Source organism: Mycolicibacterium sp. CBM1, from assembly GCF_054073305.1.
Window position 1 is genome coordinate 1 of record NZ_JBSXPP010000035.1, and the last position, 23,410, is coordinate 23,410.

General features: G+C 61.8%; 15 protein-coding genes and 2 pseudogenes. 13 read left to right on the plus strand and 4 right to left on the minus strand.

The window, feature by feature from the left end:
- The first annotated feature begins 54 nt into the window (after positions 1-54).
- Together ACXDF8_RS26115 and ACXDF8_RS26120 are read left to right on the plus strand one after the other, a co-directional pair.
- Positions 55-1,199, plus strand: a protein-coding gene (locus ACXDF8_RS26115) for an IS3 family transposase (RefSeq protein WP_457221679.1) whose coding sequence is annotated in 2 segments (ribosomal slippage) — positions 55-322 and positions 322-1,199 — 1,146 coding nt in all. Because the reading frame shifts where the segments join, the coding sequence is not laid out codon by codon here.
- A gap of 88 nt (positions 1,200-1,287) precedes the next feature.
- Positions 1,288-2,292 (plus strand): annotated as a pseudogene (locus ACXDF8_RS26120) (S1 family peptidase); the annotation flags it as partial.
- 114 nt (positions 2,293-2,406) lie between these two features.
- Here the strand turns inward: ACXDF8_RS26120 and ACXDF8_RS26125 are convergent.
- The 3 genes from ACXDF8_RS26125 to ACXDF8_RS26135 form a co-directional block, all read right to left on the minus strand.
- The gene (locus ACXDF8_RS26125; protein ID WP_457226155.1) at positions 2,407-2,751 is read right to left on the minus strand and encodes a hypothetical protein; all 345 of its coding nucleotides are present in this window, start codon (positions 2,749-2,751) and stop codon (positions 2,407-2,409) included.
- Between the two features lie 357 nt (positions 2,752-3,108).
- Complete coding sequence (mobF, locus tag ACXDF8_RS26130; protein WP_457226156.1) at positions 3,109-6,678, minus strand: MobF family relaxase; 3,570 nt, start codon at positions 6,676-6,678, stop codon at positions 3,109-3,111.
- A 431-nt stretch (positions 6,679-7,109) separates the two neighbouring features.
- The gene (locus ACXDF8_RS26135) at positions 7,110-7,727 is read right to left on the minus strand and encodes a hypothetical protein (RefSeq protein ID WP_457226157.1); all 618 of its coding nucleotides are present in this window, start codon (positions 7,725-7,727) and stop codon (positions 7,110-7,112) included.
- 891 nt (positions 7,728-8,618) lie between these two features.
- Between ACXDF8_RS26135 and ACXDF8_RS26140 the strand changes: the two genes are divergently transcribed.
- The 10 genes from ACXDF8_RS26140 to ACXDF8_RS26185 all read left to right on the plus strand — a co-directional run bounded on the left by ACXDF8_RS26140 (position 8,619) and on the right by ACXDF8_RS26185 (position 21,433).
- Positions 8,619-9,686, plus strand: a complete 1,068-nt coding sequence (locus ACXDF8_RS26140; protein WP_457226158.1) for an ATP-binding protein — start codon at positions 8,619-8,621, stop codon at positions 9,684-9,686.
- A gap of 53 nt (positions 9,687-9,739) precedes the next feature.
- The gene (locus ACXDF8_RS26145) at positions 9,740-12,178 is read left to right on the plus strand and encodes a hypothetical protein (RefSeq protein ID WP_457226159.1); all 2,439 of its coding nucleotides are present in this window, start codon (positions 9,740-9,742) and stop codon (positions 12,176-12,178) included.
- A 110-nt stretch (positions 12,179-12,288) separates the two neighbouring features.
- Positions 12,289-13,668, plus strand: coding sequence for a thymidylate synthase (locus ACXDF8_RS26150; RefSeq protein WP_457226160.1), 1,380 nt, complete (start codon positions 12,289-12,291; stop codon positions 13,666-13,668).
- Between the two features lie 336 nt (positions 13,669-14,004).
- Positions 14,005-14,781 (plus strand): ImmA/IrrE family metallo-endopeptidase, encoded by a 777-nt coding sequence (locus ACXDF8_RS26155; RefSeq protein WP_457226161.1) that lies wholly within the window; start codon positions 14,005-14,007, stop codon positions 14,779-14,781.
- A 47-nt stretch (positions 14,782-14,828) separates the two neighbouring features.
- Complete coding sequence (locus ACXDF8_RS26160) at positions 14,829-15,278, plus strand: nucleoside 2-deoxyribosyltransferase (RefSeq protein ID WP_457226162.1); 450 nt, start codon at positions 14,829-14,831, stop codon at positions 15,276-15,278.
- Between the two features lie 53 nt (positions 15,279-15,331).
- A complete protein-coding gene (locus tag ACXDF8_RS26165; RefSeq protein WP_457226163.1) occupies positions 15,332-15,958 on the plus strand; it encodes a deoxynucleoside kinase in 627 nt (208 codons plus the stop codon).
- A gap of 124 nt (positions 15,959-16,082) precedes the next feature.
- Positions 16,083-16,604: a uracil-DNA glycosylase gene (locus ACXDF8_RS26170; protein WP_457226168.1), complete on the plus strand. Its 522-nt coding sequence runs from the start codon at positions 16,083-16,085 to the stop codon at positions 16,602-16,604.
- Positions 16,605-17,001: 397 nt separating this feature from the next.
- Positions 17,002-18,030 carry a hypothetical protein gene (locus ACXDF8_RS26175; protein WP_457226164.1) on the plus strand — a complete coding sequence of 343 codons (1,029 nt, stop codon included), beginning with the start codon at positions 17,002-17,004 and terminating at the stop codon, positions 18,028-18,030.
- A 1,261-nt stretch (positions 18,031-19,291) separates the two neighbouring features.
- Positions 19,292-19,699, plus strand: a complete 408-nt coding sequence (locus ACXDF8_RS26180; protein ID WP_457226165.1) for a WXG100 family type VII secretion target — start codon at positions 19,292-19,294, stop codon at positions 19,697-19,699.
- Positions 19,700-19,705: 6 nt separating this feature from the next.
- Complete coding sequence (locus ACXDF8_RS26185) at positions 19,706-21,433, plus strand: TNT domain-containing protein (protein ID WP_457226166.1); 1,728 nt, start codon at positions 19,706-19,708, stop codon at positions 21,431-21,433.
- A 58-nt stretch (positions 21,434-21,491) separates the two neighbouring features.
- On the opposite strand, the gene ACXDF8_RS26190 is transcribed toward ACXDF8_RS26185, so the two are convergent.
- Positions 21,492-22,007: a hypothetical protein gene (locus tag ACXDF8_RS26190; protein WP_457226167.1), complete on the minus strand. Its 516-nt coding sequence runs from the start codon at positions 22,005-22,007 to the stop codon at positions 21,492-21,494.
- 871 nt (positions 22,008-22,878) lie between these two features.
- Between ACXDF8_RS26190 and ACXDF8_RS26195 the strand changes: the two are divergent.
- Positions 22,879-23,410, plus strand: a pseudogene (locus ACXDF8_RS26195) (IS21 family transposase); the annotation flags it as partial.

A 23,410-nucleotide genomic window follows, 5' to 3' on the forward strand; every position in this document is an offset into this window, starting at 1 on the left:
AGCAAGTTCTAGAGTCCTGTAGCCCGATGGTGGGCGAGAAGGGACGATGAACGTATGGCTGGTCGGAAGCGGAACTCCGCAGAAGACATCGTGCGCAAACTGCGCCGTGCGGACGAACTGGCCGCCGAAGGCAAGACCGGCGAGGAAATCGCAGCCGAACTCGAGGTGTCTGCGGCGACGTTGTACAACTGGCGTCGCGCCTACGGCGGGATGGACACCGATGCCGCCAAGGAACTCAAGGAATTGCGCGAACAGAACGCCCGACTGAAGCGATTACTGGCCGAGGCCGAGCTGGTCAAAGACGCCTTGCGGGAGGTCGCAAAGGGAAAATTTTAGGCCCAGCTGCCAAGCGCCGCGCCGTCGGCATGCTCACCTCCATGATGGGCATGTCGGAACGGTTGGCGTGCAAAGCCGTTGGGCTGCCCCGCTCCACCTGCCGTCGCCTGCCGTTGTCGCAGACCCCCGCCGATCCCGATGCCGAGATGCGGGCCTGGCTGCGCACGTACGCGACGAAGAACCCATGCCATGGGTTCCGCCGTGCCTGGGCGGCGTTGCGCTACGACGAGCGCCGTGAGGTCAATTTGAAGAAGATCCACCGGCTGTGGCGCGAGGAAGGGCTGCAGGTGCGGGTGCACAGTCCGCGCAAGCGGGCCGGGGTGTCGTCGATCCCATCGATCGAGGCCGATGCCCCGAACGTGGTGTGGGCGATCGACTTCCAGTTCGATTCCACCGTCGACGGCAAGGCCATCAAGATCGCCTCGATGATCGACGAGCACACCCGCGTCTCACTGCTGCACATCGTTGAGCGGTCGATCACCGCCGACCGACTCGTCGCCGATCTCGCCAACGTGTTCGCCGCAGCGGGTGGGCCGCCGAAGGTGCTGCGGATGGACAACGGTCCGGAGTTCATTTCCCAAGCGCTGCAGCAGTTCTGTGACGGTCGGACTGGTATGTCGTATATCCCGCCAGGAGCGCCATGGAACAACGGACACATCGAATCGTTCAACAACCGACTACGCAAGGAGTGCCTCAACCGCAACCACTGGAACACCCTGCTCGAAGCCCGCGTGGTCATCGGCGACTTCAAGCACGAACACAACTACCGGCACCGCCACTCGGCCCTGGGCTACCGCACCCCGGCCGAGTACGCTGCCGTCTGCAGCTGCACCCACACCCCGATGGACTGCAACATCAACTGAAACTGGATCACACCACCCCGACTCAAGAACCGGGTGGACTCAGAATCGGGGACTCGCCAACCCCTCTGCGAACGCGGCCACGACCGACGGCCCGGCGAACACCCGGCCGTTCGATCCATGGAGCGTCCTAGACTTCTCCCGGTATCTCGGCACGCTGGAAGTTCCAGGCGCAAACAACGCGATCGCCCTCGCTGAACTCCTCAGTTCGCTCGAACGCGCCGGGCTCCTGTGGCTGGTGGGGCGAGATCCTCAGCTGCCAATCATGGCCGAGCGCTACTACTCTCCGGGGCGAATATCGCAAGGGCAGCGCAGCGGAAACTTATGGTTGGCACCGGTGTTTGGTGCGGAGCTGATCATCCCAAGCTACAACGCCGTGACAGTTCAACTCGCCGGTCACGACGAAGACGGCAACCCTGTCGACAGCTGGGGCACCGGCCTCGTCGTCGACCACCACCATGTGATCACCAACAAGCATGTCGTGACCGGACTCGCCGGCAAGAGTGCAGGTCTGTCCGTGTTTCCGTCACACAACCACCCCGACGCAGAACGGGTGGACTTTACGGGCATTGTCAGCGCACACCCCACACTCGACGTCGCAGTGATCAGGTTCGACATGCCCGAGGGCAAGTACATTCCGCGACTCGGTGGCATGGCGTTCCGCGACCCCGACTGGGCAGATGAGGTCTACGTGTTTGGCTATCCACGGGTACCGATGACAGCCGAGATGGCGATCACCGTCCAGCGCGGCGAAGTGGTCACCCCGGCCGCTCAGGCCATCCCCGACCGCCAGGACATCTTCCTGTACTCGGCGATCGCCCGGCCGGGCAACAGTGGCGGTCCCATCGTCGCCCAGGACGGACGCGTCATTGGGCTAGTCGTCGAGGACACCCCACCATCGACACGGGCGGGTGCATACGACAAACCCCCGAACTCGGACCACGAACGGATCGACCGTATCGAGAGCGAGGTAGAAGACCTGAAGGCCAAGGTCTCCGCGCCGCCGTTCTACCGCGGTATACCGTCGAGCCAGGTGATCCGCGCGCTCGATGAACTCGAGTTCGGCGGCATCATCGAGATGGACACGCTCCCGTAGTCGCGTGATCTCGACTCGACCCGCTCAGCGTCCGGTGAACCACCGGAACTTTGAGCACGAGGCCAAGAGTGACCCGGCGGATCTGAGTCACCTCGATTCTCTGAAATACGTATGTCATCCACAGACAAGCTGACGGATTTGTGCCAGCACCTCTTGCGCGTCGGTAGCCACAACCTGGAGCAGGACTTCATCCCCTAGATCGCTCGGCTCGATCACCGCTTTGATGACTTTCTCCAACGGCGTGCCTAATCGATAGAGCCGCACTTGTTCCCATTGGTACTGCGGTAACTCCGCCGGTAGATGGCCGAGCCCATAACCCTTAAGCCGGTCCGTAATGGCCGCGCGAATGTTGACACCCAACTTGGCCGCACCGTGAGCCTGCTTCAGCTCCTCCATGGTCGTGAGGTAAGGCCCGGGCGTATTCGCCACTTTGTCACGCAGGTCTTCATATGAAGTCATAGTTCAGATCATATTTACAAGAAAATTTTGTGTCAAAGATGAGAACAAATATGCCGCAAATCTAGTAACTAGATCTGATGGCTCACAGGAATGAGGGAGTCCCCGGGGATCACAGCCAGTTACAAGGGATTGTCGTGAACAGCGGGCGCGCGCCCATTCACCAAGCCCCCGGGTGCGGCCGGCGGGTGGAGACGCTGCTGTGCTGGCGTGAGAAAAGCCCGGCTGATGTCGCCTACGCCGCCGCGATGACGGGTATTGCCACTTCTTCGCTGATGTCGGTGGTCGCGACCAGCTCTGGCTAAAGGCGCGCGCACCAATCCCATTGTCTCCGAGCGGTTGTCGCTCAGTGGCGTAGAGCTAAAGTTCGAGCCCTCCGCGGTCGCGGTTGTGGGCGCGTTCCCGTTCCTGCTGGGCGTGACGATCGGTCAAGAACGGGTTGCGGGCCTGCATCTTCTGATAGGAGGCGAGGACGCGGCTGCGCCGGTCGAGCAGCTCAGCGGCCCCCGAGCTGGCCTGCGAGGGCGCGGCGGTGCGGGGTTCGCCTAGCAATGTGGTGACCCGTTCGGTGGCGGTGCGATGGGCTTGTGGGGTCGAGGATGTGCCGATCTGTTGTGTCCAGGGCAGGGTGTCTGCGAGTGCCTGGACGACGGTGTGGGCGGGTTGCCGCTCGGGTGTGGGTGTGTGGACAAGGAGGAGTTTGGTGTTGCTTGTGGTGGCGTGTTCGGTGAAGTAGTGCAGCAGTTTTGGGTCGAGGTGGTCGGCGTCGTCGATGATGAGCAGCGTGCCGCGCGGGATGTTCCACTGCCCTTTGTCGATCCGTTCGCGGGTCTCGCGCGGGCTGGTGATGCGGTCGGCGTCGTAGGGCTGGTGTGTGGCTTCTGCGGCCGCCCCGCGGGTGGCCGGCATGGCCATGACGTGTTTGTTTGTGCCGTGCACGGCGGCGGTGACCGCGGCTAGGGCCGCGTGCTTGTCGGTATCCGATCCCGCGGTGAGGACCTGGACGTTTTGCATGCTCGCGGTGATGGTGGTCACCGCTGCCCGGGTGGAGTCGTCGAGGTCCTGCCAGCCGTGTGCCGGCGGCGGGTACACGGTGGCTGGGCTGCGCTGCCAGGACGCTTCGATCTGGGTGACTTCGGCAACCAGCGCAGGTAGTTCGGTCGCCAGAGCGCGGTCTGCGAGGTGGTGGTGATGGTCGATGCGGGCGGTTGTGCGGGCGCGGGTGCGCCGCTCGAGCAAGTTGACGACGGGTTCGGTCAGCAGGGCACGGTCGGTGTCGGCGGCGGCGATGGCGGCGGTCTGGTCGCGGGTGTCGCGACCCACGATCTGGGCGAGTAGCGCGGCGGCTTCGCGGGCGGTGCCGCGGCGTCCGATGTAGACAGCGGGGGCGAGTTCAGCGTGCGCGTGGTCGGCTTCGGCGGCGTCTTGCGTGTAGAGGTAGACGTGGTTGGTGTCGCGGCCGCGGGTGAGCCCGACGTAGGCCAATCCCTTGTGGGCTGTGTCGGAGAGCAGGGTGTGGGTGGTGTCAGCGGTCGCACCTTGGGCGGCGTGCACGGTGACGGCGTAGCCGAGGTGCACTTGGGTGCGGAGATAAGTGCCTGCGAACACCGCGTATGCGCCGTCGCTGAGGCGGCGGCCAGCGATGCGGCCGGTCTTCGGGTCGACATCAATGATGTCCCAGCGGTGGCCGTTACGGACCGGGTCAGCGGTCTGTTGGCGGGTCCCGTGAGCGTCGTAGACGGGGATGTCGGGGTCGTTACGGCGGCTGATCACGACATCGCCGACAGCGATGCGGTGGCCGCGGGCGGCGGCAACGGTGGGGGCGTTGGCGTCGATGGTGTCGTGGTGGATGCGGGTGTTCAGCGCGTCGCACATCTCCCAGGAATCGCCGACCAGCAGCGCGTCTTTTCCGGCCTGGCGATCGCAGGTGAAGGCGGCCAGCGCGTCGGCGGCCATGGTCACCGTGTCCCCGGTGGCTAGGCGGCTGTGGCGGCGATACCAATCCACGGCACGCCGGCGTGCCGCGGCGCCGCCGTGACGCACGCCGAGGGATGCGGTGCGCTCTTCGACGTCGCGCATGCGCCAGACTTCGGTGAGGTGTTGGGTCCACGGGAGATCAACGCAGAGTTGGTCGAACATGCCGCCGCGCGACTTGACCGGGGCGAGCTGGTGGGCGTCGCCAACGAGGACAGTTTTGGTGCTTGCCGTGGTGGTGGCGGTCAGCAATTCGCGCAGTGCCGGGGTGCCGACCATGCCGGCCTCGTCGACGACCACCACGGTCCGTGGATCGAATGTAAGTGATCCGTTACGCAGCCTTTTGAGTGCTGCGGCGACGGTCAGTCCGGTGTCGCCAGCGTGCTCGCGTACGGCGATGTCGACGGCCTTGCCGGTGGGCGCGAGCACCAGCACGCGATCGTGTCGGGGGCTGCGTTGGACGGCCTCGCGCAGTGCCCGCAGGGAGGTGGTTTTGCCCGCGCCGGCGGGTGCGGAGAGCGGCTGGACGAGCCAGGGCGCGTTGGCGATGGCGGTGACGGCGCGGGCCTGCTCGGTGGAGAGTTCCTCGGTGTCGATGGCGTTGGCGGGCAGGGCTGCGGCGGCATGCTGCGCGCCCATCAGCGACACGATGGCGGCCTCTTCGCCGATGATCGGCGCGGTTGTGAACCGTTCGTGTCCTTCGCGTTCATGGGCCGCGCGCGGGGCGGTGAGCGGGACGGCCATCCGGTCGGCCAGGGCCTCCAGTAGGGCGAGCGGACCTTGCGGTGCGCCATCGATGGCGACGGGCAACCGGGCACCGATGGCTTCGATGAGATCAGCGCGGGTGAATGCCGGTTTGGTGATGCCCGCGGCTGCGGCGCGGGCGGCGTCCAATACGTTCCCGCGGGCGGTGCGCCGCGCGTGGCGGGCCGCGGCTTGCCCAGACTCGCGGATGGCGAAACCGCGTTCATCGGCAGCCCACGATGCCCGTAGTTCGGCCCAGGACAGGCTCTCAGGCTTGCGGGGACGGGTCGCCTTTTGCGCGGTCGCCAGCTGCGCAGGGGTGGGGTGGTTCGGGTCGTCACAGGCGAGGTTGGCCGCGGCCCACTCGCGCAGTTGAGTGGCGCGCTGCGACCAGGCGGTGATGGTTTCGGGGTCGATGCCGGCGATGTCTGCCTGGCCGGTGTGCGGGTCGACCGGCTCCCATTCCAGGTCCATCGACTGGTGCAGCTCGTGGCGCAGGGTGGCTTGATAGATGATGCCGGCGGCTTTGGCTTCGTGGTACAGGGATTTGCTATCGATCGACACCAGTTGGCCGTCGGCGCGGGCCTGTCTATTGGGCAGCAGAACGTGGGTGTGCAGGTGTGGGTCCCCGGTCCGCGATGTCTCGTGTTGGTAGGCCGCCGTGACGAGTCCGGGTAACCGGACAAGGTCTTTGTTGCCCGTGCTGGGGTTGTGGACGCGGGTGTAGCCGGCGTGGTTGTGGAGGTACTCCAAAGCCTCGGAAACCGCGACCTTGTGGGCATCGGTAATCGCTTTGGACAGCACCTCATCTCCGCCGACTGCGCGGGCCAACGAGACACTTTTCGGGGGGCTGAAAACAAGATCGAACCCATGGACTGAGCGTTCGCCGAAGGCCCGTCCGGTGGCGCCGTTGGGGGCGATTCCATCAACAATCCAGTGCTCCACGACATCAAGATCAGCCATTCCACCGCCACGGTCTGAGGCGCTCAATCCGGTCAGTGCGGCGGCTTTTTCACTACCCCCGGACAGCATCCAGACCGGGGCTCTGGTTTCGGTTTCGGAGTAGTACTCCCCGAGCCCGCCGCCAGCGCGTTGGCGATCTGCGGCGGCGTTCATCGCCGCGCGTGAGGTGTCGTTGTAGTACGCCATCGAGCGGGCTTTGAGCCGCGAAATCGTCAGCACCGCTCTCACCCCGTTTACCCGCTCGGTCACCTGCCCAGGGCGGGCGGTGTGGCCACCGAAGGTGGTTACACCGATGCTTGCATCACCTTGTGCCAATGTGCCATGCCTGTAGCGGGCAGTTTGGGGTGAATTGCTTTGGGGCACAGTCGGTGTGGCGGTAATGTGCGGTACAAAGCGGTAATATCCGGTAAAAAGGTGTTGCGGCAGAGGATAGTTGATGGATGGGGCAAGGGTGTGAGTGGTGAAGCGAGGTCCTTGGAGGCAGCGTTGACGTTGACGGTGTTAGCAGGACTCGACGGTGCGCATTCGGCGTCGCTGATCGAGTTCGTTGTCACCGGTGTCACTCCGCCAGCAGATGCGCGGTCAGTCGATTTTGCGCTTTCCGGTGAAGGCACTCCTCCGGTCCCGCTGTGAGAACAGCGTTTCGATCACTGCACCGACCGTCGCGAGTGGACCTGGGATCACAATTTCGTCGGTTCGGTGGGCAGGCCGTCGGCACGCAGGTCCGCATACACCAGCTGGGCCAGCTGATCCGCCAGGGCGTCGTGCCGGTCGATCGGCAGGGGTTGGTGATCCTCGGCCCGCGCGGCCAGTAGGTAGCTCGCCTTGATCCGGAACAGCGCGGTGAAGTCCGGCGACGGCCACACCGCGGCCGCTAGGTCCTCCAGTTCCGCACTTGGATCGGTCCGGTAGTAGGTGCTAGTCCATCGCTGATCCCATGGCGCCTGAGCGCGATCGGGTCGCGCCGCCGAGCCGTCGTCGAGCCAGTCGTCCGCAGGCGGTGGGATCAACGTGTAGAGCTGTTGGCCGAGCACCAGCTCCTGGGCCTGGCTGGTCGTGGTGTTCATCAATCCGACCTTGGTCAGGAAGTCCGGGTGCTGCCCGGTACGGGCGGTCCACTCCTGGATCGCTTGCTCGCCCAGTTCCGCGGCTAACTCGGCAACCTGACGGCTCAGTCGAACTGCTTCCTGGCCCACGAACTCACGTTGCTGCTCGGGTGTCCACTCCGGTGGCAGCAGAGTATGGCTGGTGTACACCTGCGTCACGACCTGCCGAATCTCGGGGCTGCTGGCTGGCACCTGTGAAGCGCCGGAGTAAACCACCCTCGACTGCATAGGCTCCAAGGATAGGGGCCATACGGATTGGCGGCTGGGCGGTCGGGTCGGGTGCGTTGAACGAGCTCGGCGAGAGATCGGTGGATGTGTTCTGGATCGGTCGCCAACTCGAATTGTCCATTCATTGGTTGCCACGGCCAGGCGGGCGGGAATACGGGCCCAGAGCTGCCCGTGATTCGGCGGTCAAAACGGCACTTCACTCTCCGCGACCGCGGGTTGAGCCGGTTACCGATCGGCCCGAGTAGATCACGTTTCCGGTCAAGCGGCGATTACGCTTCCCGTTGTCAACCAGGACTGACTTCCGTCTCGATTACGCCTTTGGTGCAACGATTTCCAACCCTCGTGACAGGCCGGATCGATCGACTCGGCGATGCGGTGGGCTGGACAGCGCCGGTGCCCGCGCGTTGAGCCGGTTGATGTCCCAGCCGTGGCGGAGCATGTACATGAACAATCGCGACAAACGCGCCCACGCGTCCCGCACTGTCAAACCGCTGCACAAGCTCGCCGCGTACGACATGGGCGAACTCCGCGTGCTCGTGTCGGGCTAGCGTGCGGATCGTCGACATACACAACAGTGCCATGCCCATATATGCGCGTCTTAAATCGATGTGGCTCCATCTCACGCCTGCTCGGACCCAGGAAAGCGCGTCTGTCGTATCCCCAGCCGCTTGGCGTCGAGTTCTGGGTCAAGATATGGCGATACCAGATCGTGATCGCGGTGTCAATGTGATATGAGTCATGTTGCAGGGCGGTGGCGTGCACGAGGGGTTTTCTGGGCATGTAGCCTATAGTCACCATCCAGAATGAATTGACTCACCGGGTACAGGTAGGGGCCCTGAAGGGGACGGCGAAGACGTGGCTCCAATCGTTGACTGCAGCTCAGACGGGCAGGTCGGCACCGTTGCCCTACGGGGAGCGCATTCGTTTGGTGCCGTCAGGTCTTTCAAAGCTCAGCTCGATGACGCGGCGTCGGGCGATCGTGACATCTCTATCGATTTGCGGGAGTTGACGGGCCGTCAGCGCCAGCGCTCCATCGGCCGGCTGGGCCCTATCGTCACCAATCTGCTGCTGCGAGACGACTTGCAAGTCCGGCCGCTATCGGTTCACCCGCCTGCAACGGCATCGCCGGCTTCCCAGTTGGCTAGGTCTGGCATGTTTTTTGCCCTCGCTCGCCATGACTCAGGGCTCCAAGTGACATCCGACAGATCGGCGCTGTTCTCTGACCAAATCCAGAAATGGCGCCATGACTGGCGTGCAGTGGCTCCTCGCGATGCACTCTTCGACATCGCTGAGGCTAATGACGCGAACCAGCCGGCGGAAATCGGATCGAGGATCGTTGCCTTCCTCAATCCATCGCCATCAAAGATCGATGTGTCAAGTCGACAGAACGCTATCTATCCCTGGCTTCGAGAGATCACCAAGGGCAATAAGAAATATACCGCCGAGACGCGTCAACAGATGCTGCGTGAGATCAGCATTATCACCACAGAGCTACTCGACAATGTCGTCCATCATGCGAGGGCCTCAAAGAGCATCATGACTCTTTCGGGCATTGAGACCCGAGAGCCCTGCCTCCAAATGGCTGTGGTCGATAACGGCTGCGGCATTGCCAATAGCCTCCTTGACCGTGGCGAGAAGGTTGACGCCGTCGAGTACCTCGCTGGCTTGGTTACCAATCGGCATTCTCTCCGCGACATGGGGCGCGGTGATGGAATCGCAAAGATAGCCCGGCGGACCGAAAAATGTGGTGGCACACTGCTCATCGCATCGGGCCCGATTCCAGCAACCGGGCGGTCGGTCGTAGTTGACTACGACCACCCAGCTGGCGACCGCAAGAATCGAGTTTTTGAGGATGATCTCGGTGTGCAAGGGACCGTCGCAGTCGTACGCATTCCACTTGATCCCTCGCGGTATTCATCGTAATTCCTACTTACGTTGTTTAACTCTCTGACGCTCAAACACGAATCCGGCTACATATGGTTGCACGCTCAGAATTCTTCAACCTGCCAAATGATCAGACCGATGGCTATCTGCGTATAAATACGCAAACGTATCGCATCTCGAAGTCAATGCATCCGGTTAGTGACCGCGGTTTGGTGTTCGTGGACATTGAGGGCGTTCCTGACCCGGACATAGTGATACATGCGCTTCATCAGGAGCCTCTATTCACCTGTGAGAGCATCATCTTTCGTTGGCCATATCTTGGCGGCGAGAAGCCCAAGAGGCGCAAAGCAATCAATGCGTTTCTCGACCATGAGCCGATCAGCACGTTCCTGGCCGGCTGCGGGGTTGTGCATGTCGGAGTCATGCAATTCGCGCTGGGTGCCCTGCCCACGATCGACTGGCGCGGTGGTGTCGCCCCGACAAACGCCGATGGCGAAGGTCGACTCATGGACCGTGCCCTCCGCTGCGAGATCCGGGCGTTGCTTGAGTATGGCCACGCGATTTGGCGCCCAACGAATTATCACTACCAGTTGCCATCCGGTGATCACACTGACTCGTTCATCCGATTCGCGGATGCCTTCCGGACGCCGCGTGATGTCGAGGTGATTGCGACGTGGTTCCTCCAGTACTTGGTGGACAACATAGCGGTCGTTCTTGATACAGCCTCGCTGATACCGCTTGTGAGTGAATTCAGGCGGCTGCTTGCTGCCGAGGGTGCAACCATTGCCGGAAGCGAAACCTTAGACAACTACCCCTCCACCAGCCTGGAGATTCAAGAGGCAATTCAGTCCATTGGCCAACGTGACGCAGTTCTTGCCATCATGTCGGTCAATGCGTCAGGGAGGTACAAAAGCCTTCTCGCAGAGGCGATCCGGTTCGAGACATCCCCCTCTCTTGTTGTTCTTATCGACAAAAAGAACGCTGGTGCTACCCGCGGTCATCTCGGCGCAATTGTCGGCGAAGTCCATCAGTCGAGCTGGGTCAGCATCGGCCGGCAAAGTGCCGACCTCACTCCTCTAGCTGCCGGATGCCCTCTCTGTCTGCAAAACGGCGTCTCGCAGACCGTTCGTATCGATTCCCGATCGTTCAATGCCTTTGCGCTGCCGCAAGATAACTTGCTGACACCTGATGTTAAGGCAGCCAGAGCGGTTCGCAGTTTTTTCGATCTGTGTGATGAACACGGCGCGATCGAGCTGAATTCGCGTTCTACCGAGTACATCCGACAAAAGCAGCCGCCCATGGGCGTAAAGATGCGACTCGATCGCCTGGTTGCGCAGGAATCGTTCCACGATCTCGTCATTGAGAAGATGACGACGGTTCTTCCTCCTTGCGAGAAGTACGACCAGATCGTTGTTTCTGATCGGGAAATGAAGATAGCGGGCTTCAACGAGCTGGTCGATAAGGTCGCCCGCCGCTTCGGGACTGCCAGAGCCGGGATTTCGCGCGTATCAGTACCGGGCGCGGACGATTCTGATATGACCTCGAATCAGGGACCTGAGGAGGCATCGAATCAAGAGCCCGATGAGGAGGCCACCACGCTTGCGGCGAGCAGGCGACCGCTCATCTTTTGCCTAGGCTCGGTCTCTGGTTGGCTACTTAGGCGGTTGCAGGTGCATGTCCAAAACGAATGGCATGATAAAGCTGAGTCTGCGGGCGAGGCTACTGCAGTCGTCGTTCATGCGCGCTCGATCACAGCAAGGAAGTGGGACAATCTCGAGCAGTCCTTCGAGAAACGTCTACACGCACTGTGGCATGTCTATTTACCGGATATAACGCCGCATGCCGACGAGGTTAACCTGCTCAAGCAGTCCAATATCAAACAAGTAATCGCCGACAGTGACTATCGAAATAAAGTCGCGCTCGCCGGGTTTTTTGAGAAACGCCTTGCGCTTGAGGCGGGCGTTAGCCCGATTACCGAAAGCAACGTTCTATGGTTTCCTACGCCTACATCGCGACTCCGTAATACTTCTGTGTATGGCACACGAATCAATGCTCTGACCACGTTTGCTGCGGTAGCTGCCGCGATTCAACATACGCGGCAAGACGCCCAGGTTACCGATCCGCGGTGGCCGGTTTTCGACTTTGTATCGATGGGTCGCTCATACTTCGATGGAGTTCTTATTGCTTGCATGCTCCGCTGGTGTGCGCCGAGTGAGGTGTGGTGGGGAACGAACCCGGCAGAGCGGAAGGCAAACATCGAATGGCTCATCCGAAACACTCGTGACCCCGACGATCAGGGAATCCTCTATTCCGAATTGATCATCGGGGCGGTACAGGGAAAAATTCCTGACTTCGCGATTGAATCAATGTGCGAGACTATCGCGGAAAACTACGCAGACTGGACAAGTGAATTTCTTTTGCCGATATTGGCGGCGTTAGTCTTGCTAGGCATTGACCATCCAGAAATTGCGCCGTTAATTGCCGAAATAGACGCGCATGTGCCAGCTACGGATAGCGAGCCTCAACTGTAGACAGGGTAGAGCGCAGAGCTTGGTTCGCGCAGCGGTCTTAGCTGTATTCCAGCGACGTGATTCCTTCTAAACCTGTACAGTGGGAGGGCTCGGCTGGCGGGAGGGAGTGTGTGCGCATCGTGGATCGGCGTATTGAGACGCCGTCGACTGTCGATGAGGCTCTATACCAGACAGTCTCGGACATGCTGCTCAAGGGGACTCGCATAGACGGTTCGAAAGAATCGTCATATGAAGTGTTGCACTACCGCACCGGGATGACGAACCCACGGGCCCGGATTGCCGCGCATCCGGCCCGGCCTCTCAACATTGTAGGTGCGGTCGCACGGTTCGTATGGATGATCGCCGGCTCAAACCGGCTTGAAGACATTGCGTTCTACGAAGACAAAGTTCGTGGCTACACTGACAATGATCTGACGGTGCCGGGCTCGAGCTATGGCAAACGGCTCTTCGACGCAGCCCCGGGACTTGACCAGATTCATGGAGTCATCGCGAGGTTACGGGAAGACCGTGATACACGTCAGGCTGCCGCAGTCGTGTGGGTGCCCGAAGACGCGGTCCGCAAATCGCACGACATCCCCTGCACGTTCGGGATGTTTTTCCATATCCGTGACGAGCGACTGGTCATGTGTACGGTCATGCGCTCGAATAATGCGTTTCGCCTACTGCCGTTCAACTTCTTCGAGTTTTCGCTGCTCGGCGAAATGATCGCCGCGACCTTGGACATCCCGTTTGGTGAATACGTCCACATCGCGGCATCGATGCACGTATATGACAATTTCGAGATGGAGAAGACCCGGCAATTGGCAGAGGAGGGTCCCGTTGCCTCAGGGGAGATGCCACCAATGCCGGGCACGGACCATGACCGCCTCCGCCGTGGTATCGATGACCGTGATCGCGAACTCGCGACCGCCATCGGCCAGGCCACTGAGTTGGCGCGTCTTGAAGCGAGACTCCGTCATGCGCATAGCGCCCAAGCCCTCGATGAAGTGCGTGCCGATGCCGCCGAGCGGCTGAACAGTTACTGGCTCGGGTTGTTCAACGTTCTGGTCACCTGGGGAGCAGCCAAGAGGGAACAGCGCGAACTCGTCGGCGAGCTGCTGGCCAGCTTGCCTGAATATGTGCGGGATTCAGTGCGCGCGACCGTCTCGAAATCGTTCCCCAAGCTGGTACAGGCGCCGCAGACTATCCGCGGCGAGCAAGAAGTGATGTTTGACCTCGGCGTTGACCTGCCCGCATTTAACGCAGCTTCCGCGGCTGCAGCACGGGCGGAGCAAGAGTCAGCGTCGGTCGCGGCGCTCGAGGCGATCGTGAACTTCCACACCCGGGTCCAGCCTATCGACGTCGCTAACATCCCGAAACTGGTGGAGTTGCTGACCCAAGACGATGTGGCACTGGCCGCACGCTCTGAAAGGGCGTCGGAAGGCACGCGCATTGATCGGTTCTCATTCCCCGACGAGGCCATCCAGGCCGCGATCGCACAACTGGGCTGAGCGTGCAGCACCGCGGAGACTCGCTTCGGGCGGCCGTTGCACCTCATCGTCCACCACGGGGATGATGAGGTGATGACGGGTGACGGACTCCAGCCGCAGCTGCCGTTCGACGAGCCTCAAGTCGACACGAATGAAGTCGAATATCGACAGCAGACGCGACTCGTCGGCTCGACGCGACCGCCATCTCGACATGCACAGCAGGCTCGGCTACCTGTGTCATTGGCTGCTTTCGCAGCCAAATGGGACTGCGCCGATCCCCAAACTGCCATGCGCAAAGCATGTGCCGATCTTCGCCACCGAACTCAACAGCGTGCTGCACCGTACGCGCTTACTCCGATGCTTGACACGCTGTCGGCGACGCGCGCTCAGGCTGGAGCCGGCGTGGGGGCACATGGTCGGCTGCATGCAAGCGCTACGGGCTGGACCGTTTACCGACGAACAGATCTGCCCTGGCGGAGAGTGAGGTTCACTGAAGCCCATGAGCTCGGACACATCCTGCTCTATCAACAGTTAGCGTTCAACCGTAAGTGGCTTGATGATCTACACAGCGATGAGGCCTATTTGCAGGTGGAGCGATTGTGCGATTTCGCCGCCGCAGAGCTGCTCATCCCGAGCGACGAGCTAACCCAAGATCTCACTCGACATCGGTTGGAGACCCTTGGCGACTACCTCTGGTTCTATGACCGATACATGACGTCACACCGGGCCCTCTTACGACGTGTGGCGGAAGTGACGCCCGCGACTGCTCTTACCGTGTGGTCTTGGCAGAACCATCGCAACGGCGCCAACTGGCGAATCCAGGAGTCCTACTGCCACAACGCCGACGGCGTTTACATTCCGCGCGGGATATCGCGCCGGCGCCTCGATCCTGACGTTGTCGGTATGGCGGTGGAGTCTGGCGCTGCCACGGCCCAAGGATGCGTCGATGTTCGCCAGCGGCGGTATACAGGTTTGATGACCGCACTGCACCCCAGCCATCGAGATCAGGCGGAACTGCCGATTTATCATGGTCGTGCAGTCCACGATGAGCCAGGATCGTCGGTTTACGTATTGCACCGTGCGATCACCCCCCGAACCGTGCTGGCGTTACGCCGACCTGGCCGCGCCTCTTGACTTAGGTTCACCGATCTGGCTCGTGCCACCACTGACAGGAATTCTGAATGCGCGCCTATATTTCTGGCCCTCTGCAGGGTTCGCCCGACCTCTCGGCGGCCCGCGAACTCTACGAGCGAGTTGCGACGATCGTCGCCGATGTGGGGCTGCACCCCTACGTTCCACACCTGCACACCGACCCGGAGCTCGCCAGCGAGATGACCGCAGTTGAGGTGTACCGGCACGACGTTGTGGCGCTCAACCAGGCCGGCGTCATCATCGCCCACGTCGGCATTCCCAGCACCGGAGTCGGCGCCGAGTTGGCGTTAGCGGCCAGCGCTGACAAGGCAATCATCGGTATCGCCCGCAGCCAGGAAAGCGTGTCCCGATTCGCCGCTGGCCTCATTGCTGAAAACGGCGGCCAGTTGATCCGTTTCAGCGATGACGACGATCTGCGCATTCAGCTGCGCCCTCGCATAGCCGCACTGTTGCGAGGACGCAATCGAGTAGCGAGTTGAAACCGGAACTTGAGGGCCGGCCCCCATCCCGGGCCCGCCGACCATATGTCGTGGTGACAGGGGCGATCGCTGCCGGCGCGTCCACTCTTTCGCAGGTGCTCATCGACACGCTTGCTTGGGACGCGTTGCTCGAAGGGAATGTCGAACAAGACAACCAATTCTTTACCGACGCCTACGGTGACTTCGCCCGCTGGGGCTTTCACAGCCAGGTCCACTTTCTGGTCAACTCGGCGCGCCGCCACGGTCGGCTTAGCGCCATGCTGGCCTCGCCGGGGCCTCACCCCGTCGTCGAGGATCGGACACCGTTCGAGCACACGGGGGCATATCTTCGCGCCTACGAGTCCCTGAACCGGATAGCCCCTCGGGAAGTTGCACTGCTGCGGCAACTGACTGCAATTCTCGAAGATCGATTCGTCGTTCCGGACCTGCTCGTATATCGACAGATGACTCCTGAGCAGCTACAAACCCGAGTCGCCCAACGGAAACGGATCGGAGAAGACGCCGCCGATTTCCCACTCCTGGACGCCATACGGATCAGTTTCGACTCATTCGTGCACGAGTGGGACCGGAGCCCGAAGATCATCTTGCCAGCGTCGGTTGACGTCCATGACTCTGTCGCAGTAGCCCCAGTGATCCGTCAAATTGAGAGTGCGCTGTCGCCGTGCGACAAGTCTCCGTAGTCGGGCGGCCCCGCAGCGTTTGTCGCAATATGTTTGCTCCCTGGGACATATCGTGACCGATCGGCGACTCACGCGGATGCGCGAGCTGGCGGCCGAGATCAGAGGGTGCACGGCGTGCGATGGAATGAATATCGCCGGCGTGACTCAATCGGCCCCCGGCTACGGATCCGTGACTTCCCCGGTCGTGTTTGTCGGTCAGAGTCTGTGTGGACCCTGCATGGCGTCGCAAGTCCCCTTCACCGGCGGAAGTGGGCGCCTGCTCGACCGCAGCTTGGAACTGGCCGGGCTGGCCAAGAGCGACATCTTCGTGACCAACGTCGTGCACTGCCATCCTCCGGCGAATCGTCCGTCATACGAACACGAGATCAGCAACTGCCGTTCTCACCTACGCGCCGAATTGGACATTGTGAAACCGCGGCTACTCATAGGCCTGGGTAAGGATGCCCGAGCTGCGCTTGAAGTAGATTTTTTGCCGTCGCGAGTACTGCCCTGGCCCTTCATTCGCCCCGCTAATAAACCCACAGTGCGCCACCCTGACCTGCTCTTCGTGCCGCACCCCTCGTGGGTCAGCCGACAGGCTAGCGACACCCGGCAGCGCTACGTCACTAGCTTGGCTGAGGCCGTAACGTGGATATTCGACGCCTGAACCTACCTGCGAGCGGGGACAATCCCGCAACAGGGCGGCATCGACCATGCCAAGGGTTGACAATGCTTGCCAGAAGAGTTCATTCAGCAGGGGAGATAATTAGAGTGCCTTCTGAAGTCGAACCCCACGCAGCGGCGACAAACTTCAGCGCATCGGGGTGTCATCAACCGCGCACGTCTCTGTTGGCTGGGCCGCACGAGGTCGGTCAACTGGCGGAGTCCATCACCCCGTCCGCTCACCTCGTTGCACCACCTGTTTGAGGTGCGCATGCGCAGGGAGCTCCAGCCAATCATTTGTACCTGCGCTGGGTCGACAGCCGATTTATGACAATCATCCGCTAGAACCGTCCCGGCGGCCACGGCGCTGCGGCCGATCGGTTCTTCGAAGGAGGTGCACATTGACCGATGTCAAAGACCACTATCCGCACGTTACCCGCCTAATTGCTGAGCTGTTCGACCGAGGGGAGCTGCCCAACGTCTGCGCAATCGATATCGAGCCTCGATACGGCTACGCCACGCGGATGACGTACGTCAATGGAGGCGTGCGCATCACACGATCCACCGACATTGGTGTAAATTCCAGCGCGGCATCGGCAATTGCGAAAGACAAGGACTACACGAAGTACTTTCTCGCCAAATTGGGAATTGATTGCCCGCCCGGCGAGACACTCGTCATGCCGTGGTGGGCAGCAAGAATCAGAACGCCGGTCCACGCGAACCGGTCCCTTGCAGACGTACTGGCGCGCCTCATTGAATCAGATATGTATCCGGTCTACGTGAAACCCGTTGATGGCTCCAAGGGTTTGGACGTCTGGCGGTGCGAAACCGAATCCGAGGTGTTGGCAGTGTTCGACCGATACGAGGAGGAACGGATCCGGGTTGCTCTGGTCGAACGTGAGATTCCCCTCCCCGACTTCCGCATCGTGGTGCTCGACGGCCGAGTGATTTGCGCCTATCGCCGTGACCCTCTGTCGGTCATCGGCGACGGGAAATTGACGATCGCCCAACTGCTCGAAAACAGAATGTCGGCGCTGTTAGGTGAAGGCTGTGACATCACGCATTACGATGCGGCACGTGTGTCCAACCGGCTGAAGGGCTTAGGCTTGACGTTGGAATCGGTGGTACCGCGCGGCGAAGTCGCCGTGCTATTAGACGTATCCAACCTCTCCGCAGGAGGAACCGGAACCGACCTCAGCACGCAAGCTGATCCGAGGTGGACAGATCTCGCCTGTCGAATCGGCACTTCGTTCGGCCTGCGATTGTGTGGGGTCGACATCGCTTGTCCGGACATCACGCGAGACGCTGGGCCGTACTCAGTCCTTGAGGTCAATGCATCTCCGGGGCTAGACCATTTCGCCGCGATCGGACACCGCCAACACGACTTAGTCGACATGATCTACCGTCAAGTACTGAACACATTGCCCTGACCGCCATCCAATCTGATCACGGACGTCGCCGCCGCGAATGTGGTAGGGGCCAAATTAGTTGATGAACAGCAACGTTGAACTGGACTTTGTGTTTGAGGCGATTTTGCGCGTTGAACGTAGGGCGTCAGACTCGGTGCCGGTAGTCGAGGTCGCCGACCGCGCAGTCCCTAGATCGGGCTGACAGTCCACAGAAACTTTCGTCGCTTGGGGAGTCGTTGACCGACCGAGACCTCGGCCATCTGCCTGTACTTGCGGCATTTGGCCGTTCAACCGAGCCGTAGGTTATGTGCTTGCCTCGATGTCGTCTCGACCTTCGGCCTAGTAGTCACCGACTTCGCGGTCGACCGGGATGTCGGGTGCCGATCGTCGCCCGCTGCGGAGTTGGTCGCCTTCGCCAACCGACGGCGCGTGGTCGATCAGACGCGCGCAGCGCAACAGCGACCGCTCCCTCGACGCGCTGCGTCTGGTTGAGGGACTCGCTCATCACGGGCTCGCTGCACCTAGTCGCCGAGCCGCGCTCTAAGTTCCTCGCCGGGGGGAGGCGCTCACACATCGGCAATCGGTGCGATACGCGCCAAGCCGTGAGGCGTGTCCGCTGTCCGTACCCGCCGCGCCGACTTTCCCGCGCTGGCGACCGTCAACGTAACTAGGCCTCGGTGTGATCGTCCCGAAACAGAAGGACGTTTGACCCCAACACTCGCGACTACGTTGCCCGCCGCCGAAGACGGCAGCCGATCGCGGCGTTTCAGCTCCCCGTTCTCCCGCAGCAACATCGAGCCCCAGCCGCCCCCATCCTGCCAGCACCGTTACGCCGCGTAACACGTCGAGGCATATCCCCAGCACGCGGAGGGTCGGCGTAACAACGCCAAAGAGCAGAAATCCCATGTAGAGAAGTGTTTCTGCAGGTGCCGCTAGGGGTTCGATTCCCCTTAGCTCCACTCAGTTTGTGCAGTTCAGGGCCGCTTTTCTGGCCTTTGTGAGTGTTGCGGCGGTTCAGGTATCCCCCGGGCAGCAGCCGCGGCAGCCTTGTCTCGATGTAGTCACTCAACCCGCACTCCCGTGTTGCCAAGAGTGCGTTGTACGCCTGTTGCGGTGGTGGGCGTCGCCCTGTTGCTGGAGGCCTTTCGATTCGCGGTCCATGGGTTGTGCTTTGGCCGCAACGGCAAGCGTGTGCCGTCGGCGAGGGTGCGGGCCGGATGACACGCCAACTGCCTTTCGGGGTGCTGGCTTTGGGCGCGAGCGCCGCGGCGGTGGCGCCGTTATGCCGGCATGGTGGGTGATTGGCGTGCTGATGTTGTTTGCTGGTATGCATAAGTCTGCAGCTCTGGATGGGGATACGATGTCGCTTCGGATCAATATCGAGGATCTGGTGAGCTCGGGTGTCGCGGTGAGTGGCCATGGTGAGGATGTGGCGATGAAGCATGCGGCGGCGGCAGGCCGGATCGAGGCGGCCCAGGCTGGTTGGCAGGGTGCGTCTGGGCTTGCGATGGCTGCTTTGTCGGAGCAGTGGGTGGCTACGACGGGCGAGCTGTTGACCCGTTTGAGTGATCACGCTCAGGGGTTGCACGCCAGCGCCCAAGGGTTCGCGGAGATGGAGCAGCGCAGCAGCCAGGCGTTGGAGGCTCCGGCGCGGGCGGCGAACGCGATCGCCGGCCAGACCGACATGTGAGCCGCCGTGACGTTGACCGTCCTTGATATCGAGCGTTGGAATGCTGGTGATGTGCGTGAGGTGTTCCATGCCGCGACCAGTCGTGCGCAGGCGGCCTTCGATGCCGCCGACGGGTTGGCCACGTTGCCGGCGTTCCAAACGTGGGGCGGTGAAGCGGCCGAGGCCGCCAGGGAAGCGATCGGCCAGACCCGCAAGGATCTCGATGCCCACGGCAATGAGGCAAGGGCTGTGGCTGATGCGGCGCGCAGTGCGGCCGACAATATCGAGCGCATCAAGTCTGAACTGGCGAGCTTGAAAGCTGACGCCGAATCGCTGGGCATGGAGATCGACCCGGTGGCGGGCACGGTGCTGCCTGGCCCGAAGGTCCGCGATCCGATGGAGGCCCAGCTCAAGCAATCCCAGCTGCAGCCCCGGTTGGACACGATTGTGGCCGAAGCGAATCTGGTCGACATGGCGCTTGCCAACGCGATCAACATGGCCAGCGGCAAGACACCCATCCCGCCGTCGTTGCACGTAGCCACCCCCGAGGTACAGCCAGCGCCCACGGACCCCCGCCGGCACGCAGGCGCGGGTGTTGAGGATTCGTCTCGTCCGCGTTCGTTGCAGGACATGCTGTTGCCGGCCGGCGGGGTAGCCGACGGGGCTGGTGCCGGACGGAGTGTGCGGGACGCCCTCGCCGGCGCGGGTAGACCTGGAGGGGTTGGACAGCCCGTCGATGTGAACGGGGCGCTGGATCAGATCGCGGGTGCTCCGGTACCAGTCAACGTGCCCAAGCCAGTGGTGTTCTCTGCCAAGGAGATCGAGGGCTTCAAGGCTACCGCGCGCAAGGTCCTGGCAAGCGAGGGCATGCCTGCCGCGCAGATCGAGTCGACATTGGATGGCATGGTTGCGCGTGCGCAGGCAATGGGGTGGGATTTTCCGCCGTACACGCCCCCTGAGCCGGCTCATGTGCCTCCGCCGGGGTTCGGTGAGGGATTTGGTGATGCGTGGCGAAACACCGAGCAGGGCATCAAGAATCTTCTGGGACAAGGAGGTCCGGGTGCTCCCGGTGTTCTGGAGTCCTGGAAAGACGTGGCCAAGGGGATTTCGGATACTGCCACCAATCCGGTGGGTGCGGTCGTCGGAGAAGTCAAGCATGCGTTGGACTCACCCAGCGCGGCCTATTACGCCGGGGAGAAGGCCTTCGATTTCGCGTCGGTCGCGGCCACCGCCCCGTTCGGTGCTGAGGGTGCGATGGTTCGTGCAGGCCTGCCGGCCGAGCTGGTTACCGAAGGTGGGATCCCGTTGTCGGTCATGCGTGGGTGGGATCCTCTGGGAGGCATGCACCCAACAGAGTTTGACAATCAGTTCGGCGGGGCCGGGGCTCGGGTGTTTCCTGAAAACGACGGATTTCCCCCGGGCTATGTCCCGCAACCCGCCCGCCTCCAAGCGGGGGACATCATCGACAGGATCGGGTCAGAACGTGGGCGCTATCTTGCCCCGGACGGCACTCCTTTTGGCGGCCGGGCGATAATGCCGGAAAGTGCTGGTGGGGAATATCATCGCTACATGATCACCGGGAAGCCGCTTCCCGATGGGTGGCAGATCGTCGAAGGACCGATACAACCGTGGTTCGGACAGACACCGACACCTGGTGCCCCCCAATACATGATCGTCGGTCCTCCTGAGGCCAACGTCGAGGAATTGGTCGACAGAGGTATTCTCGATGAATATGGGCCGCCCCTTGGACGCTAGGTCAACTGAGTTACAAACCGAGATCGATCGGATCGCAGCGCAACTCGGAGTGCGCCCCCTACCCGTCGGATTGCTGACCAATGACGGTCTGAACATCTTCGTCGGTGATGATGGCCGATATCACTTCACCTTCTATGAACGTGGGAAGGTCGGATTTGAACGCGTAGGTAGCTTGGACGACGTGCTGTACCGGTACTGCCAGGGTGAGGTCTCCAGCCAGGCAAGGAAGTATGTAGGCGACCGTACGCAGCGGTTCCATTTCGAGTACGAGGTTCTCAGTCGCTTTCATCCCGACTGGGCCAAGCGCCGAGTGCGAGAGTTGGCTGCGATGTTCCACAACGGTCAGCCCGAAGACATTGCGCTGCTTCCCGACATCGGAGAACCGCTCTGAGACAGAGCGGCGATCTCGGCGGGTGGGGCCCGGCCGTTCGTATACGTAGTCACCCGCGCATCCCTCCCACGATTCATTGATGACCAACGACGACCCCGCCCTCGGGTTGCCCGCAACGACAGCGGCTTTGTCGCGTTCAAACACGCCATCAACGACCGTGCTGTCCAAATTCTCCAGCGACACCGCACCGTGTTACGCCAGGCCTCGGAATGTGATAGCTCGTCTGATGGATCGCAGGAGGTATCGACCGTCCGCCGCAATTGCAGTTGCCACTCACCATTCTGCGCAGCCGACCTCGATCGGCGACTGCGTTCGCTAGTTCGTTGTTGACGCCGTGTTCTAGGGTCCCATGGCGCTTCTCGCCATCTAGCAGAATTCCGTACCAGTGATCCTCGGTTTGGGCGTGTTCGCCGCCTGCCCTACATCGCACGCTTAGGAACTGATGCAGACCCCGAACCCGCCCTCGTGCTGGCTACTTGGAGAGCAATCAGCGAAAACCTGGCCGCCCGGCACGAGCACCGTTACGTCACGTAACACGCCGAGGCATATCCCCAGCATGCGGAGCGCCCGCGTAACAACATCAAGGTACTGAAATACCACGTAGAGCAGTGTTTCCGCAGATAGTTCTAGGGGTTCGATTCCCCTTAGCTCCACCCAAGTTTGAGCAGCCAGACGTTCTTTCTGGCTCCCCTTCAACGGCCGCGTGCTTACTCTTCGCTCGCCGAAGGTATCCAGCCCGACGGGATGTTGGGTGGCTGGCGCATGCACATCCTCTGCTGGTATCCATAATCCAGCCGGTCTTGAGGAGGTGGCATGTCACTTCGGGTAAGCATCGACCATGGGGCCATATCCGCCGTGGTGGCACGTAACCAGTGACGCTGACTGTCCAGGACATCGAGGGGCCTGCTGAAGGATTCTGTGACAGTTGGTTAGGCGGCCTGGTTGGCCGTCTGGGTCATTGTCGGCGGCAACTGAATACTGACCAGAGCGCGGCAAGTGAATTTTGACCAGCTTCCTGGAGATCCTTGGCTCGGGCGAGCCAGGGAGGAAGCGAGTGTTGAGCGTGGAGGACTGGGCAGAGATCCGGCGGTTGCGCCGGTCGGAGCAGTTGTCGATTTCCGAGGTTGCGCGGGTGATGGGCGTAGCCCGCAACACGGTGAAGGCGGCGCTGGCCAGTGATCGGCCGCCGAAGTATCAGCGGGTGTCAGCTGGGTCGGTCGTTGATGAGGTTGAGCCGCGGATCCGGGAGTTGCTTGCGGCCTATCCGAGGATGCCGGCAACGGTGATCGCTGAGCGGATCGGCTGGCAGTACTCGATCCGGACGCTCAGTGAGCGGGTGCGTGAGTTGCGGCCGGTGTATCTGCCACCGGATCCGGCGTCGCGCACGACGTATCAGGCCGGCGAGATCGCGCAGTGCGACTTGTGGTTTCCTGACGTGTCGGTCCCGGTCGGTTGTGGTCAGGTGCGTACGGCCACTGCGTTGCCGGTGATGACGATGGTGTGTGGGTATTCGCGGTGGGCCTCGGCGTTGCTGATTCCCGGCCGCAGCGCCGAGGACCTGTATGCCGCGTGGTGGCAGCATCTTT